12 protein-coding genes are annotated in these 15,029 nt (G+C 74.4%); 9 read left to right on the forward strand and 3 right to left on the reverse strand.

Translation table 11 applies throughout. The features are described from left to right. Positions 1–701: 701 nt before the first annotated feature. The 3 genes from ACGFRG_RS05850 to ACGFRG_RS05860 all read right to left on the reverse strand — a co-directional run bounded on the left by ACGFRG_RS05850 (position 702) and on the right by ACGFRG_RS05860 (position 5,615). Positions 702–3,710, reverse strand: coding sequence for an AAA family ATPase (locus tag ACGFRG_RS05850; RefSeq protein WP_393261726.1), 3,009 nt, complete (start codon positions 3,708–3,710; stop codon positions 702–704). Next, entirely contained in the window at positions 3,707–4,918 is a 1,212-nt protein-coding gene (locus ACGFRG_RS05855) for an exonuclease SbcCD subunit D (protein WP_393261728.1), read from the reverse strand. The genes ACGFRG_RS05850 and ACGFRG_RS05855 overlap by 4 nt, the downstream gene beginning before the upstream one ends. 70 nt (positions 4,919–4,988) lie before the next feature. Further along, the gene (locus ACGFRG_RS05860; protein WP_361424394.1) at positions 4,989–5,615 is read right to left on the reverse strand and encodes a YigZ family protein; all 627 of its coding nucleotides are present in this window, start codon (positions 5,613–5,615) and stop codon (positions 4,989–4,991) included. A gap of 315 nt (positions 5,616–5,930) precedes the next feature. On the opposite strand from ACGFRG_RS05860, the gene ACGFRG_RS05865 reads away from it, so the two are divergent. From ACGFRG_RS05865 to ACGFRG_RS05905, 9 genes are all read left to right on the forward strand, one after another. Continuing rightward, positions 5,931–6,581: a hypothetical protein gene (locus ACGFRG_RS05865; protein ID WP_361424391.1), complete on the forward strand. Its 651-nt coding sequence runs from the start codon at positions 5,931–5,933 to the stop codon at positions 6,579–6,581. Next, positions 6,568–8,268, forward strand: a complete 1,701-nt coding sequence (locus ACGFRG_RS05870; RefSeq protein ID WP_393261731.1) for a GH3 auxin-responsive promoter family protein — start codon at positions 6,568–6,570, stop codon at positions 8,266–8,268. Before ACGFRG_RS05865 ends, ACGFRG_RS05870 begins: the two co-directional genes overlap by 14 nt. A 217-nt stretch (positions 8,269–8,485) precedes the next feature. Next, positions 8,486–9,343 carry an SAM-dependent methyltransferase gene (locus ACGFRG_RS05875; RefSeq protein ID WP_361424385.1) on the forward strand — a complete coding sequence of 286 codons (858 nt, stop codon included), beginning with the start codon at positions 8,486–8,488 and terminating at the stop codon, positions 9,341–9,343. Between the two features lies 1 nt (position 9,344). Continuing rightward, complete coding sequence (locus ACGFRG_RS05880) at positions 9,345–10,769, forward strand: hypothetical protein (protein WP_393261734.1); 1,425 nt, start codon at positions 9,345–9,347, stop codon at positions 10,767–10,769. Beyond that, positions 10,766–11,929, forward strand: a complete 1,164-nt coding sequence (locus ACGFRG_RS05885; RefSeq protein WP_361424379.1) for a hypothetical protein — start codon at positions 10,766–10,768, stop codon at positions 11,927–11,929. Before ACGFRG_RS05880 ends, ACGFRG_RS05885 begins: the two co-directional genes overlap by 4 nt. Further along, positions 11,920–12,678 carry a DUF6182 family protein gene (locus ACGFRG_RS05890; protein ID WP_361424376.1) on the forward strand — a complete coding sequence of 253 codons (759 nt, stop codon included), beginning with the start codon at positions 11,920–11,922 and terminating at the stop codon, positions 12,676–12,678. Before ACGFRG_RS05885 ends, ACGFRG_RS05890 begins: the two co-directional genes overlap by 10 nt. After that, positions 12,671–13,315 (forward strand): LysR substrate-binding domain-containing protein, encoded by a 645-nt coding sequence (locus ACGFRG_RS05895; RefSeq protein WP_361424373.1) that lies wholly within the window; start codon positions 12,671–12,673, stop codon positions 13,313–13,315. The genes ACGFRG_RS05890 and ACGFRG_RS05895 overlap by 8 nt, the downstream gene beginning before the upstream one ends. Beyond that, positions 13,312–14,112, forward strand: a complete 801-nt coding sequence (locus ACGFRG_RS05900) for an alpha/beta fold hydrolase (protein ID WP_393261738.1) — start codon at positions 13,312–13,314, stop codon at positions 14,110–14,112. The genes ACGFRG_RS05895 and ACGFRG_RS05900 overlap by 4 nt, the downstream gene beginning before the upstream one ends. Further along, entirely contained in the window at positions 14,112–15,026 is a 915-nt protein-coding gene (locus ACGFRG_RS05905) for a class I SAM-dependent methyltransferase (RefSeq protein WP_361424367.1), read from the forward strand. The genes ACGFRG_RS05900 and ACGFRG_RS05905 overlap by 1 nt, the downstream gene beginning before the upstream one ends. Positions 15,027–15,029 lie beyond the last annotated feature (3 nt).

The raw sequence follows: 15,029 nt of genomic DNA on the forward strand, positions 1-15,029 counted from the left end.
GACCACCTCCTCCGAGAACTCCTCCACCAAGCCCTCGGCCTCCACAGCACCGCCGACAATCACGAACTCGACAAAGCCCTCCGCACCCTCTGGCGCGGCCGCCTCACTCTCAGAACATCACCAGCCAGCGACACGTGCCCCTCCTGCTCCGCTGGCCTCAACACGTTCCACTCCGAAACCTGCGACATCGCCCGCTGTGCCCTCACCGGATTCCAACGCCACCATTGCCACCCCAACTGCAACACCATTTGGACCGGCCGATACCCCGGCACAGCCGAATGCGAGGAGTACGGCTTCTACTACCGCGTCGGATCACATGACTACTCCCCCTGCGATGCCGGAGATCCAGGGGCGAGGCACGACCTAAATCGCCTTTACCAGGAATGTGTTTGGGACCGCAGCACTCAGCGCATGGTTCTCCCCGCCTGACCAACGCATTCCCCGTCCGGCTCGTGCCCCCGTCCTCCTGTCAAAGCTCCGACGCTCGCGCTTCTCCGATCGATGAGCCGCGAACTCTAAACGGTGGTCATGGGTGCGCTACACGCACCCTCATCTGCGGCCAAGCACGAGGCGAGCTCCCGTCGATGCCTGCCGGGCCCAGAAGGCTACCCAGGGGGACAAGCGGGGGACGCAAGGAGATGGATGATCAAGGTAGGGCGGGGCAAGAGCGGGCAAGAATCTCGCTGCTCGGCTCTCGGCTCTCAGCCCGCCCCGGCGTTCCGGTGGCGCACCTGCGACCCGTCGCGCCCCTTGACGATCTCCAGCTGGGTGGGGATGCGGCGGCGCAGATCGCCCACGTGGCTGACGATGCCGACACTGCGCTCCCGCTCGCGCAGCGAGTCCAGTACGTCCAGGACCTCGTCCAGGGCCTGGTCGTCCAGGCTGCCGAAGCCCTCGTCGATGAAGAGCGTGTCCAGGCGTACGCCGCCGGCCTCGTCGGTGACCACGTCGGCGAGGCCGAGTGCGAGCGCCAGGGAGGCGAAGAACGTCTCGCCGCCGGAGAGCGTGGCGGTGTCCCGCTCGCGGCCCGTCCAGGCGTCGACGACATGCAGGCCAAGACCGGAGCGGCCGCGTCCGCCCTTGGCGTCGGAGTGCACCAGGGTGTAGCGCCCGCCCGACATCCGGCCGAGGCGGGCCGACGCGGCGGCCGCCACCTGTTCCAGCCGCGCGGCCAGTACGTACGACTCAAGGCGCATCTTGCGTTCGTTGTCGGCGGAGGTGCCCGCCGTGAGCCCGGCGAGGCGGGCCACCCGGTCGTACTCGATACGCAACGGCCCCATCCGGCGCGTCTCCTCCGCGGCACGGCGGCCGAGGGTGGCGAGCTCGTCGCAGCGGGCGCGGGCGGCCGCGAGCGCCGAGGCGGCCTCGCGCAGCGCGCGGGCCACGCGCGCGTGGGCGGCCTCGGCCTGTTCGGTGCGCGCGGGCGGGCGGGCCGCCGCCGCGACCGCGGCGGGCTCGGCCAGCCGGTCGGCGACCGCGGCCTCCTCGCGCTGCCAGTCGTCGAGCCGGTGCTGGAGCTCGCTCTGCTGCCACTCGTCCAGGAAGGCGGCCGCCGCGGCCCGAGGCGTGTCGAACCCGGCCCGGAAGGCCGCCTCGGACAGCCGTCCGTCCGCGTCCTTCAGCCGCTGCGCAGTGGCCTCGACCTCGCGGACGTCGGCGGCGGCCGCCGCGAGCAGTCCGGCGCGGTGCTCCAGGAGCGCCGCCTGCTCGGCGACACTGCCCGCCTCTCCCCTGGCCTGCGCCAACTCCTCTTCCAGGGCGCCCTGTTCCCGGTCGAGGAGTTCACGCCGGGCCGTGCGGGCGGATACGCGGTTGGTGGCCTGCTGCTGTTCCGCGCGCCGCCGGTCGTGCTCGCGCTCCGCGCTCTCGAACGCCTCCCGGGCCGCGTGCAGTCCGGCGGCGAGGGTCCTGACCTCGCCGTACTCGGCGTCCAACTGCCGCACCTCGTCGGCGAGTTCCGCGAGCGCCGCCCCGCCCGCCTCCGCGCGCCTGGCCGCGTACTGCTCGCGGACCGAGGCGAGCGCGCGCTCGGCGTCGGCGCGCGCGGCGTCGGCCGCCCGGTACGCCTCCTGTGCGGCCTCCTCGGTCCTGCGGTCCACCTGGCCGGCGCCCACGCGCGCGGGGGCGGGGTGTTCGGCCGAGCCGCAGACGGCGCACGCCTCTCCGTCGCGCAGCCCGGCGGCGAGCTCGGCCGCGATGCCGCGCAGCCGCTCCTCGCGCAGGTCGAGCCAGTGCTCGTGGGCCGCGTTGGCCCGTTCGCGGGCGGCGCTCTGCTGGGTCTCGGCGGCGCTCAGACGGCCTTCGAGCGCGTCCCGGTCGCGGGCGGCGGCCAGTCGGCGCCGGGCCGGGTCGAGCTGTCCGGCGAGCTGCTCCGCGCGCGCGGCGGCCAGATGGGCCGTCTCGACGCGCTCCTGGTGGCGCAACCGGGTGGCGTCCCAGGCGGCCAGCCAGGTGCCCGTTTCCAGGAGCAGTTCCTCATCGGCCTTCGCCTGGCGGTCGAGACCGGCGAGCTCGGCGGAGATCTCGGCGCTGCGCCGCTCGGCCCGGCGGGCGGCGTCCAGCGCGCCCAGGTCCTCGCGCATCTTCCGTTCGAGGGCGGCCAGTTGCTCGGCTCCGGCCTCGGCGAGGTCGGGCGGAAGCTGGGCCCGGGAGTGCTCGCGCGCCCGGCCGGCTCCCTGATGCTCGCGCTCGGCCTGCTCCCACAGGGCGAGGGCGGGGGCCACGAGGTCGGCCTTGCGGGCCCGGTCCAGGCGCTCGCGTACGGCATCGCGCCGGGGCGCGGCGGCCGCCAGCTCGTCGGCGCGGCGGCGGGCGTCGGCGTGGCCCCGCTGGAGCTCGGCGAGGCGGCGCTCGTCGTCCAGGGCGGTGCGCGCGGCCGCCTCGCGGCTCTCGGCCGCCGCCAGCGCCGACTCGGCGACGGCGAGCCGTTCACGGGCCCCGGCGCGCGCGACGGCGGCCCAGGCGAGGACGGCCTCGGCGAGCCCCGGCTCGCCCGGGCGGCTGTCGGGCAGCGGCCACTCGCGCGCGTCGGCGCTGTCCCCGGCGGCCTGCGCCATGCGCTGGGCGAGGGCGAGCAGCCGCTCGTCACCGCCTCGCACCTGCTGTTCGGCGGCCCGGCGCAGCTCGGCCAGGCGCTCCTCGACGGCGGCGAACCTGCCGGTGTCGAAGAGCCGCCCCAGGAGCTTGCCGCGCGCCTCGGCGTCCGAGCGCAGGAACTTGGCGAAGTCCCCCTGCGGCAACAGCACCACCTGGCAGAACTGCTCGCGGCTCATCCCGATGAGCTGCCCGATCTCCTCTCCCACCTCCTGGTGGGAGCGGCTCAGCGCCTGCCAGCCGTCCTCCGCGTCGTACTCGCGCAGCCAGGTCTGCGCCTTGTCGGTGGTGAAGCCGGTGCCGCGCTTCTTGGGGCGGTTCTGCTGCGGCCGCCGGGTGATCTCCAACCGCCGTCCGCCGACGGTGAGTTCGAGCAGCACCTCGGTGACGGCGTCCGGCGCCGCGTGGTCGCTGCGCAGCGTCGCGCCGGGGCTCTGGCGCGCCCCGGGCACGGCCCCGTACAGGGCGTAGCAGACCGCGTCGAGGACGGAGGTCTTGCCCGCGCCGGTCGCGCCGTGGAGCAGGAAGAGCCCGGCCGTGGAGAGCGCGTCGAAGTCGACTTCCTGGGGGGATCCGAACGGGCCGAACGCGGTGACGCGCAGCCGGTGGAGTCTCATCGCCCGGCCTCCTGCCCGGCGCCGGACGCGGCCGCGCCTGCGCGCGCGTGGTCCAGCGTCAGCGCCTCCTCGACCCGTACGTCGTCGAAGGCGCCGCGCAGCACCGTCCGCTCGTGCTCGTCGGGGCCGCTGCCGCCGCGCACATGGGCCACGAAGTCCTCCGCGATCTCCTGGTCGGTGCGGCCCTGGAGGCGTCGCGCGTACGAGGCGAGCGGGTCCTCGGGGGCGCGGTCCGGCTCGAAGACGAGGCTGAGGGTGTGCGGGAAGCGGGCGGCGAGGCGGGCCATAGCGTCGTCGGGGCGCACCGGGTCGGTCAGCGTCGCCTCGACCCACGCCTCCTCGTGGCGCTCCAGGGCCGGATCCGCCAGGAGGTCGTCGAGCCGGCCCCGGACGCGGGCCAGCGCGCGCGGCACGGGGCAGTCGATCCGCTCGGCGGTGACGGCGCCGTCGGCCGCGAGGTCGACGAGCCACATCGACTTGCGGTGGGTGGTCTCGGAGAACGAGTACGCGAGCGGGGAGCCCGAGTAGCGCACGCGCTCGGTGAGGGTCTGGCTGCCGTGCAGGTGCCCGAGCGCCACATAGTCGACGCCGTCGAAGACCCCGGCCGGGACGGCGGCGACCCCGCCGACCGTGATGTCCCGCTCGCTGTCGCTCGGCTCCCCGCCCGCCACGAAGGCGTGCGCGAGGACGACGGAACGGGTGCCCGGCGCCCGGGCCGCGAGGTCGGCGCGGACCCGCTCCATGGCCGCACTCAGCACCTGCTCGTGCCCGGCCTTGGCGGTCTTGAACTCGTCCCGGACCAGGGCCGGTTCGAGATAGGGCAGTCCGTAGCAGGCGACATCCCCGTGCGCGTCGGCCAGCAGCACCGGCGTGGAGCACCCCGCCGGGTCGGTGCGCAGATGGATGCCGGCCCGCTCGATGAGGCCCGCGCCGACGCCGAGGCGCCGGGCCGAGTCATGGTTCCCGGAGATCATCACCGTGGGCACGCCCGCGTCGGCGAGGCGGTGGATGGCTCGGTCGAAGAGCTCCACGGCCGCGAGCGGCGGCACCGCCCGGTCGTAGACGTCGCCCGCCACCAGGACCGCGTCCACGGCGAACTCGCGCACCGTCGCCACCAGGTGGTCGAGGAACGCGGCCTGGGCGTCGAGCAGGCTGACCCGGTGGAACGACCGTCCCAGGTGCCAGTCCGACGTATGCAGGAATCTCATGATCCCCGAGGGTAACGGTGGGGTCGGACATCCCGGGGCACAACTGCCTTGCCGGTAGGGGCCAGAGCTCTCACGCGTCCCCGTACGCCTCTCCGCCGAGCTCCAGCGTCGCGGTGCCGGCGGTGGTGTCGGCGAGCCAGGCGCGCAGGGCGTCCACGTCCGCCTCGGGGATGCCGATCTCGATCGTCACGGCCTCCGCGTAGCGCACCTCGCGCACGGCGCGGCCGGTGGCCCTCAGATCATTCTCCAGCTTGCCCGCGCGCTGGTGGTCGACCGTGACGGTGGCCAGGCGGAACCGTTGGCGCACCACGGTGCCGAGTGCGTCCAGGGCTTCGCCGACCACGCCTCCGTAGGCGCGGATGAGCCCGCCCGCGCCGAGCTTCACACCGCCGTAGTAGCGGGTGACGACGGCGACGGCGTAGCGCACCTCGCGGCGGGTGAGCATCTGGAGCATGGGGACTCCGGCGGTGCCGCCGGGCTCGCCGTCATCGCTGGCCTTCTGCACGGAGGCGTCGGCGCCGATGACGTAGGCGAAGCAGTTGTGGGTCGCCGTCGGGTGCTCCTTGCGCACGCGCGCGATGAAGTCCTGCGCCTCCTGTTCGGTGGCGGCGGGCGCGAGCGCGCAGATGAACCGCGATCTGTTGATCTCGGTCTCGTGCACGCCCTCGCGGGCGATCGTCCGGTACTGCTCCTGCATACGGCCACCCTATGCGGTGCCGCACACCCGTCCGCCCGGCTCCCGGGCCACGCGCGCGTGGCGGCCGTGTGGGTGCGGGTTCGGCGGTCCGCCGGAAGCCACGGGGTGATGGATATCACGCGGTTCGGGACGAAACGGCCAAGACCGTCTCCGGAGGGCCATAACTCTGGAATCAGTCATCGGATGACCTCCGCATCAACCCCGACCTGCGGCTCCCCCTTGATCCTCAACTCTCGCTATAGCAAGAGGCGACAGGCTGCGGGGAGGAGTCGTGCCACAGCAGAGAGTGCGCCGGTTCATGAGGAGCAGCCTTATATGTCATCACATCTGCCGTTATTCACCGTCCTCCTGGGAGGCGATTACGCGGGCAAGTCATCGGCGATGTCCCGGCTCACCGGCGACCCGGAGCCCGTACGGGTCGTCTCGGTCGACGACCGGTTCCTGGCGGCCCGGCACACGCTGATCGGACGGCTGCGGCGCGATGTGGTCAAGACCGTCGCCGCGCCCGGCGGCGCCTACTCGCCGGACTTCATGGCCAGCATGCTCCAGACGGCGGTGGTGCATCTGCGCGACCAGCTCCTGAGCGCCGCCGAGGCCGCCGACGGACGGCCGCTCGTCGTGGACTCGTACTACTACAAGATCCTTGCGAAGTGCCGTCTCGCGGGTGTGCGCGACAACCCCATGTACGACTGGTGGCGCTCCTTCCCGCAGCCCGCTCGCGTCGTCTATCTGCAGGTCTCGCCCCGCGAGGCCTGGCTGCGCAGCCGCCGCGGGACGCGGCTCAACGCCCTGGAGTACTACGGCGACCGGCCGGACCGGGCCTCCTTCGAGCGCTACCAGAGCGACCTGGACAAGCTGCTGCGGGACGAGATCAGCGACCTTCCGGTCACGGTGGTCGAGCAGCACGACTGCGTCGAGCGCACCGCCGAGGCCGTACGGGAGGCGGTCCGCCATGACTACGTCTGAACCACGCCGGGACGACACCTCGTGGGCGAGCCCCGAGCGGGTGCGCCGCTACCACGCGCGCGTGCTCGGCGAGCGGGCCCGGCTGCGGGCCGCGTTCGCGGACGCGGCGGGCCACCAGCGGCGCACGCTCACCGACCTGCTGGCCTTCAACGCGGACACCGCGTACGGCCGCGCCCACGGCTTCGGCCGGATCCGCACCCTCGACGACTTCCGCAAGGCCGTCCCCGTACAGGACTACTCCGGCCTCGCGCCCTGGATCGAGCGGGCGGCCGCGGGCGAGGAGGACGTCCTGACCGCGGACCGGCCCGCCGTGTTCTTCACCAGCAGCGGCAGCACGGGCGCGCACAAGAAGATCCCGGTCACCCCGCGGTTCATGCGGACGACGTTCTTCCCGTTCTACTACGCGGCGTGGGCGCCCCTGATCGAGCACTTCCCCGATGTCCTCGCCCGCCCGGACGCGGTGCTCAACCTGAAGCACGACCCGCTCGCCGCTCCCCCCACGACCGCCTCCGGCAGCCCCCATGTGGGCGCCAGCCAGGTCGACTTCGGCACGCGCTTCGGTGAACCGCTGTCCGCCGAACCCGGCACCGGCGCGCCCTGGGCGACACTGCCCGTGCCCGTCGCGGCGGACGAGCACCTGGAGAAGATGTATCTGCGGCTGCGGATGGCCGTGGAGAGCGATGTGCGCTGCGTCATCGGGATCAACCCGGCGATGGTCGCGGCGCTCCCGTACCAGTTGCACCTGTGGTGGCCCCGGATCGTCAAGGAGGTCCACGACGGCACCCTCGGCGGCCTGCCGCACGGTGCCCCCAACCCGGCGCGCGCGGCGGAACTCCAGCGGCTGTCCGATCGTTTCACAAGGGTACGCCCGGCTCACATCTGGCCGAACATGCGCGCCCTGTTCTGTTGGACCACCGGCCTCGCCTCGCTGTATCTGCCCAGGCTGCGCGAGGAGTTCGGGGCCGGGGTGACCGCGCTGCCCGCACCGGTCGCGGCCTCCGAGGGGCCGGTGGGAGTGGCCCTGGACCGGCATCCTTCGGCCGGCAGCCTGGTGGTGACCGCGTCGGTCTACGAGTTCGCCGACGCCGGGAGCGACCTCGCGCCGGACACCGCGACACTGGGGCCCGACGAGCTCGAACCGGGCCGCGACTACCACGTGATCTTCAGTCATGTGGGCGGGCTCTACCGCTACAGCGTCGGTGATGTGGTGCGCGTGGTGGACCGCGAGGACGGGGTGCCGCGCGTCGAGTACACCGGCCGCAGCACGCTCTCCGACGCGGCCGGCGAGCGGCTGCGGGACGCCCAGGTGATCCGGGCGCTCGGCGACGCGCTGGCGGCCGGCGGGCTCGAACTGCGCAACGCCGCGTGCCGGGTGCGGGACGGCGAACAGGGCGTCCCCGCCTACGAGTTCGCGGTGGCCCCGGCGAGCCCGTGGAGCGACGACGAGTCCCGCCGGTTCCTGGCGCGCCTCGACGACGCGCTCGGCCGGGAGTCGGCCGGCTACCGCCGGGCCCGCGCCGAGCACCGGCTCGGCGCGCCCGCCCTGGTACGGCTGCGGCCGGACGCGTTCCTGCGCGACTGGCAGGCGGTCGTCGCCACCGGCATCCGCCCCACCCAGGTCAAGGACCGGCTGTTCCGCCAGGACCCGGCCCAGTGGCACCGCCTCACCGACGGGGCCGGCGCCTGACCGACGCCACCGGGGGCACGGCCGGATTCCCCGCCCGGCCGTGCCCCGACCGGTGGTCCTGGGCCTGCCGGTCCCTTCCAGAGGCACGCGCGCGTGGGTGACGAACGTCCTTCCCGCGCAGGCCCGTCGCGCTCCGCACGCACCGCACCCTGCTCCGCCGCACCCCCGCCCCCACCCGTCCGATCGCCATCCGCCCGACCGAAGGAGACGAGCCCGCGTGACCGAACTGCTCGACGCCGTCGAACGCACCGCCCTGCTCACCGCCGCCCTGCGCGCCGCGGAGACGCGTCGGCCCGACCGCATCTACCAGGATCCGTACGCGGACACCCTGTGCGGCGACATCGGGCCCGAGCTGCTCGCGGAGATCCGGGCGGCGACGTTCCCGGCGGACTCCGGCCGTACGCTCCCCAGCACCCCCGACTACAACGCGATCCGCACCCGGTTCTTCGACGACTACCTCCAGGAGGCCGCGCGCGAGCCCGGGATGCGGCAGATCGTGCTGGCGCCGGCCGGTATGGACTCGCGCGCGTACCGCCTCGACTGGCCCGAGGGGCTGCGCTACTTCGAGATCGACCGGCCCGCCGTCCTCGCGTACAAGCGCAGCAGGCTGGAGGGGATCACACCGCTGCCCGACCACCGCACGGTCGCCGTCGACCTCACCTCGCCCGACTGGGAGGACGACCTCAAGGCGGCCGGATACGACGCGTCGCTGCCCTCCACCTGGCTGCTCGAAGGGCTGCTGTACTACATCCCCGAGCCGGACACCCACCGCATCCTGAGCCGGGTCGCCGCCCTCTCGGCGCCGGGCAGCCGGATCGCCGCCGACCTGGTCAACTCCGCGGCCCTGACGCTGCCCCATATGCGCGGACTGCTCGACATCTTCGCGGGCTGGGGCTGCCCCTGGCTGTACGGGACGGACGAACCCGAAGCGCTCTTCGACGGCCACGGCTTCTCCGTCCAGGCGCTCCAACCCGGCGAACCGGGCGCCGACTTCGGCCGCTGGCCGGACCCCGTACCGCCCCGGGACGTCGAGGACGTGCGCCGGGTGTTCTTCCTCCACGGTCGGCGGCGCTGACATGGCCGACGCGTTGGTCGTGGGAGGCAGCGTCGCGGGCCTGGCAGCCGCGCTCGCACTGGCCGGGTCCGGACGCCGGGTCGTGGTCCTGGAGCGCTCGGCCCCGCCGCCCCGTGGCGCGATGGCCGATCTGCACAACCGCTGGCAGCGCCCGACCGTGCCGCAGGCCCAGCAGTCCCACACGCTGGCCTCGCTCGGGGTGCAGACGCTGCGCACGCGCGCGCCCGAGGTCCTGGAGCGGCTGCTGGCCGCCGGAGCCCCGCTGTTCGACCTCACGCGCGCGTTGCCGCCGGGAGCCACCGACCGGGGCCGCGAGGTCGGCGACGACGACCTGGTGGCGCTCGGCTGCCGCCGCACCACGCTCGAACTCGTCCTGTACCGGACGGTCGAGGCGCTGCCGCAGGTCGAGATCCGGCACGGCGCGACCGTGCGCGGACTGCGGCTCGACGCCGACAAGCGGTCGGTGCGCGGTGTGGTGACCGCCAACGGCACGCACCTTGTGGCCGATGTCGTCGTGGACGCCACCGGCCGGCGCGCGGCGTCCCGCAGCTGGCTCGCCGACGCGGGGGTGGGGTTGGGCAACGATCTGACCACGCCGTCCGGCCTGCGCGGCTTCACCCGGTTCTACCGGCTCAGGGGCAGCTCACTGCCCGGCCCGCTCACCCGGGGCCACGCGGCCGGCGACATCTGGGACCACTACGCGGGCGTGCTCCACCCCGGCGACGCGGGCACCTTCGCGATCGCCCTGGGCACGCTGCCCGGCGACCTCGAACTGGACCGGCTGCGACATCCGGCCGTCTTCACCGCCCTCGCCCGTGCGACACCGGGCCTGGCGGCGTGGCTCGACGACAGCGTCAGCGAACCGCTCTCCGGCGTCCATGTGATCACCGGCCCGGCCAACGCCCTGCGCGCCGCCGCCGTACGGCCTTCCGTGGCGGGTCTGTTCCCGGTCGGCGACGCGGCCTGTGTCACCAATCCGCTCTTCGGACGCGGCATGTCGCTGGCGCTCGCCCAGGCCTTCGGCCTCGCCGACGCGCTGGCGGCGCACCCGGCGGCGGAGCGCTCGCAGGCCGCGGCCGAGGTCGCGAACACCCTGCTGCGGCCGTGGTACGAGCACGCGGCCGGGAGCGACCGCGAGCGGATCGGCCGGTGGAGCGCCGCCGTGCACGGCCGTCCCCAGCCGCCCGCCGACCCCGGCTGCCCGAAGGACGTCATCCGCGCGGCCGCCGCGCACGACGGCATGGTGTGGCGGGGTCTCATGCGGGTCCTGATGGGGCTGCGGACGCCGGACGAGGTGTTCGGGGACGAGAAGTTCCACTACCGGGTCGCCCAGGCGCCGCTCGGCGCCGGACCGTGGGGTGCCGCGCCGCCGCCCCGCCAGGAGCTCCTGCGGGCCCTCGACGAGGCCGAGGGGGGCCGGCCGTGACCTCACCCGCCCTCGCCCCCTCCCCGCGGGCCCACCGGGCGACGAGCGCGCGCCGCCGGGTCCTGCTCGCGCCGGTCACGATCACCCCGTCCAAGCCGCTCGGCCCGTCCCACCTCAAGGGGCTGTTCTGGACGGACGTGATGTACCGGGCGACCGGCGCGCTCGCCGAGGTCGACTACCGCTTCAGCCACACCACGTACCACCTCACCGAACAGACCCTGGCCTTCTGGGAGTTCCTGGACCGCACCCGGGGCGACACGGACTACACGGAGCTGTCCGAGGACGACATCGGCATGCTCTACGTCCGCCACCGGGCGGCCCAGGAGCAGGCCCCGGCCGCCGCGCTGCGCCCGTACGCCGACGCCGTGGAGCAGCACGGCTGGGTGCACCCGGCCGCCACCCGCGTCCTTGAGCTGTGGCGTACGCAGTACGCCCGCCTCGGCCTGCACGACCCCGGGCTCCTCGCGCACCAGCCGCCCGGCCTCGGCCAGGAGGAGATGCTGGAACGGCTGCGCGCGCGTGGTCTGTGCCTGGACCACCGCGACCTGGGCGGCCCGGTCTATCTCGATCTGACCCGCCACGGGCTGCCGCTGCGCCGGATCGTCACCGCCGACGGCCGCCCCAACTACCTCGCCTGCGCGCTGCGCGAACTCCTGCCGCTCGCACCCGACTACGACGAGGTGGTGTTCCTGTACGACCCCGACCTCGACCCCGACTACCAGCTGCTCGCGCGCGTGCTCGCGCCTCTGGGGCCGACCGTGCACCGCGTTCCGGTCGGCCGGGTGCCGGTCGACGGCGAGATCCGCTCGGCCCGCGCGGGCGGCTGGCGGGGGCAGGACGCGGCCGCGCTCCTGGACGCGACCTCCGGACACGACGAGGCGGCCGTCCACCTCGGCATGCGCCTGTACTTCATCGCCACGCTGGGCCCGGGCCAGGGCCAGTCCCATCGGCCCGACCTGCTGCGCCAGTGCCTCAAGCGGGCCGAACGCCTGCTGGCCGGCGCACCGCCGACCGCGGCGGACGGCCTGGCCGAGCGGCTGGGCGCGCACCGCCGCGACCACGTGTACGTGGACCCGTACCGGCTCACGTCCGGGCTGCTGGCCCGGCACCGCGCCGCGCCCGCGCGCGATCTGCTCTCGGCGGTGTTCCTGTGCCCCTGACCCAGCGACGACTGCACGACGAGGCGTACCGGCGGCTGCGGGGCGCCCGGCCCGAACTCGCCACCCCGGCGGGCGAGTCGGACCTCGCCGCGCTGCTGCGGGCACGCGCCGAGGCCGTCGAGCGGCCGGGCGCGGACGCGGTCCAGGCGGTGGCGGTGCTGCGCGGCTTCGACCCGGCGGCCTGGGTCCGGGACGCGGCCGCGTTCGCGCTCGGACTCGCCCCGGACACCGCGGCGGCCTGGCGGCGCTCATTCACCCGAACGGTGTACCTGGCCGGGAACCCGGAGAACCTGCTGGGCCGTTACTCCTTCGACCACCTGGCCGAGGACGGGTCGGTCGGCTGGTGCGGCCCGGCACCGGCCGCCACCAGTGCGGGGCTGCGCCGCCTGCTCAAGCTGTTCCTGTCCACGGCTCCGTTCCCGATCCGCCCTGCGACCACGATCACCGTGCCGCCGCCGCACGGGCCTGCGGCACGCGGGCCCGCGCCGAGGGCCGCCGTTCACCGCGACCTGTACATCGCGGCGGCCGGCGTGCCCGTGCCCGAGGCGCTGGTTCACCTCAACCACCTGGTGGTCGAGGCGGCCCTGGACGGGCTGATCGCGCCGGGCGACCGGCTGACCCTGCGGTCCGTCCCCAGCCTGACCGGGGCGGCCACGCCGTTCGCCGCGCTCCGCGTCGACGTCGACCGCACCCATCCGCACCAGCTTCGCGCGTTCGCCGCGCTGACCGAGGAGACTCCCGATGTCTGACCCGTCCACCAGCGGCGCACCCGGCGCGCCTCCCGTCCGCTTGGGCATCCACGGCTCGCCCCACCTCGCGTCCGCCATAGTGCGCGCGGCGGGCCGCGCCGAGAGCGATGTGCGGATGGTCGGATACGACGTCGAGGACCCGTTCCGGGGGCTGCGCGCCAAGGAGCTCGACGTCATGATCGTCAAGTACGGGCCGCGCGAGCCGGATCTGGCGGTCAGCCGGCCGGTGGCGTACGACCCGCGTGCCGCGATCGTGGGCGCCCACCATCCACTCGCCACGCGCGCGTCGGTGTCGGTGGAGGAGCTGGCCGACTACGACGCGTTCCGCCGCCCCGGCACCTTCCCCGCCTCTGTGTGGGACGAGGTGGTGCCGCCCCGCACCCCGGCGGGCCGCGCGATACCGCGGCGGCACGACATGGGCACGGTGCGGGGCCTGATGGAGCTGCTGGCCCGGACCGACGCCGTGCACATCTCGTTCCAGTCGCTCGACACCATCACGCCGCCGCACATCAAGGTCGTCCCGATCGAGGATCTGCCGCCCGCGCCGGTGGCCCTGGCATGGCTGCGCGAGCCCGGACCCGCCGCGCACATACGGCAGTTCATCACCGACGCGGAGAACGGGAGCACGACCCGATGACGACCTACGCGACGACACACACGGCACCGGGTGTCCCCGTGGTGCTGCTGCACGCGCTCTCCCTCGACTCCTCGATGTGGGACGCGCAGCGGTACGCGCTGGTGCGGCGCGGGCACCCCGTCGTCGCCCCCGACCAGCGCGGCTTCGGCACGTCCCCGCTCGGCGACGGGCCACCGTCCCTCGACACGGTCGCCGACGACCTGGCCCGGGACCTTGACCGGCGGGGCATCGACCGCGCGGTCCTGGCCGGGGTGTCCATGGGCGGCTATGTCGCGATGGAGTTCCTGCGCCGCCACCCCGGCCGGGCCCTCGGGCTCGCGCTGATGTCCACGCGCGCGGAGGCGGACGACGAGGCCGCGCGGGCGGGACGGGAGGGCTTCGCCGCGCTGATGGCGGACCCGGCGAAGGCCCGGGCGGTCATCGAGTCGACGGCGCCCCGGCTGGTGGGCGCCACCACGCACAGCGAACGGCCGCAGGTGCAGGCCCGGTTGCGTGCCGCGCTGGCCGGGGTCTCCCCCGCTGCGCTCGCCTGGACCCAGCGGGCGATCGCGGCGCGCGCGGATGCCACGGACGTGCTGCGGGCCACCGACATACCGGCCGTGGTGATCACCGGCGCGGAGGACGAGCTGGTCTCGTCGGCGGACGCGCGCGCGATGGCCGAGGCGCTGCCCCGGGGACGCCAGGTGGTGATCCCGGGCTCGGGCCATCTGCCGCCCCTTGAGGCACCGGCGGCGACGCTGGCCGAGCTGGACGCCCTGATCGCCGAAGTGGTCGCCGAACAGGAGAAGGCGCGCTGATGCTGACGAACGACCACCGCGCCGACGATCACCGGGCCTGGGGGTTCACCTCCTCCACCGGGCTCGGCTTCACCCACCACACCATCGTCGACGCCCACTTCGACGCCTGCCGGGACGCTTATCTGGGGCTGCTCGGGCAGGCCGGGATCCGGCCGGGGGCGCACGTCCTGGACGCGGGGTGCGGCGGCGGGGACTTCCTGCCGTGGCTGGCCGATCTCGTCGGCCCCGAGGGCCGGGTCTCGGCCGTCGACCTGGCCGAGGAGAACGCCGCCCTGGCCACCGAGCGCCTGGCGCGGTGGGCCCCGGCCTGCCCGGTGGAGGTGCGCCGCGCCGATCTCCTGCGGCTGCCCTACCCGGACGACTCGTTCGACGCCGTGTGGTGCGCGAACACCGTCCAGTACCTGAGCGACGCGGAACTCGCTCTCGCCCTGCGGGAGATGCGGCGGGTGGTCCGGCCCGGCGGGACCGTGGCGGTGAAGGACCTGGACGCGCATCTCATCACCGCCCGGCCCACGGACCCGTATCTCTTCACGGACTTCTTCCGCGCGGCCGGACGGACCCCGGGCTACGCGGCCCAGCTGCTGCGCACCCGGGATCTGTACCGCCATCTCAAGGCGGCGGGGCTGACCGGGGTGCGGCAACAGACCGTCCTCATCGAGCACTTCGCCCCGCTCACCCCGCAGGCCCGGGCGTTCTACGCACCCACCTGCGCGCAGCTCGCCGGGCAGGCCCTGGAGCTGGGCCTGAGCGGACAGTGGCGGCGCTTCGTGGACCCGGACGCCCCGGACCACCCGCTCGACTCGCCCGACGGGTACATCAGCGAGGGCAATGTGCTGGCGGTCGGGACCGTTCCGGGGGAATTCCCCGGCGGTCCCGTTCGTTCCCCGGGAGAGAAGAGCATCCAGACCAGCTGATGG

The organism is Streptomyces sp. NPDC048696 (assembly GCF_043198895.1).
Taxonomy (GTDB): Bacteria; Actinomycetota; Actinomycetes; order Streptomycetales; family Streptomycetaceae; genus Streptomyces.